The organism is Microvirga roseola (assembly GCF_020866965.1).
GTDB lineage: Bacteria > Pseudomonadota > Alphaproteobacteria > Rhizobiales > Beijerinckiaceae > Microvirga > Microvirga roseola.
This window is the reverse complement of record NZ_JAJATX010000203.1, coordinates 1-460: the sequence shown is the minus strand read 5'-3', so window position 1 is coordinate 460 and position 460 is coordinate 1. Positions and strand designations below refer to the sequence as shown.

The window sequence follows — 460 nt, the reverse complement described above, 5'->3', positions numbered from 1 at the left end:
TGCTTCAGTGGCCTTCTACCTCAATCAACGACTCCTGAGCCTAGCCTGCTTCCTGCGGTGCTGCATACTTCTTCCGAATACGCTCAAAGGACACATTATCCGGTTCCATAAATGCGCTTATCGGAAATTCGCAGGCAGACGGAGCAACCGGGTCACGTTCACGTCCGTCGTGGTCCGCAGCCCGCGCAGGTATTATAGAACCGAGGCATTGGACGCTCTCAACTGACGCGCGGTCCAGTCGGCCAGTTCCGCACGATGACGCCACTGCCGCGCGACGGCCCGAAGCTCCGACCTGAGTTCCGGCGATTGGCGTGCATCCCTGACAAGGCGCTCGGCCTCGGCAGCCTTATCCTGGTAGCGCTGAGACGATGTCATGTTGTTCTCCCGAGATGGTGAGGAAACCAGTGTCTTACCCACAGCACTGCCCCGGGGGGTGGCCCGGGGCAGGTTGCGGAGGTTT

General features: G+C 60.2%; 1 protein-coding gene. It reads right to left on the bottom strand.

From position 1 onward, the window contains the following. Positions 1-192: 192 nt before the first annotated feature. The gene (locus LG661_RS24885) at positions 193-375 is read right to left on the bottom strand and encodes a hypothetical protein (protein WP_230534669.1); all 183 of its coding nucleotides are present in this window, start codon (positions 373-375) and stop codon (positions 193-195) included. Positions 376-460 lie beyond the last annotated feature (85 nt).

Bases quoted from the DNA above. Each gene is read 5' to 3' on its own strand.
- LG661_RS24885 (WP_230534669.1), bottom strand. From the start codon at position 375: ATGACATCGTCTCAGCGCTACCAGGATAAGGCTGCCGAGGCCGAGCGC.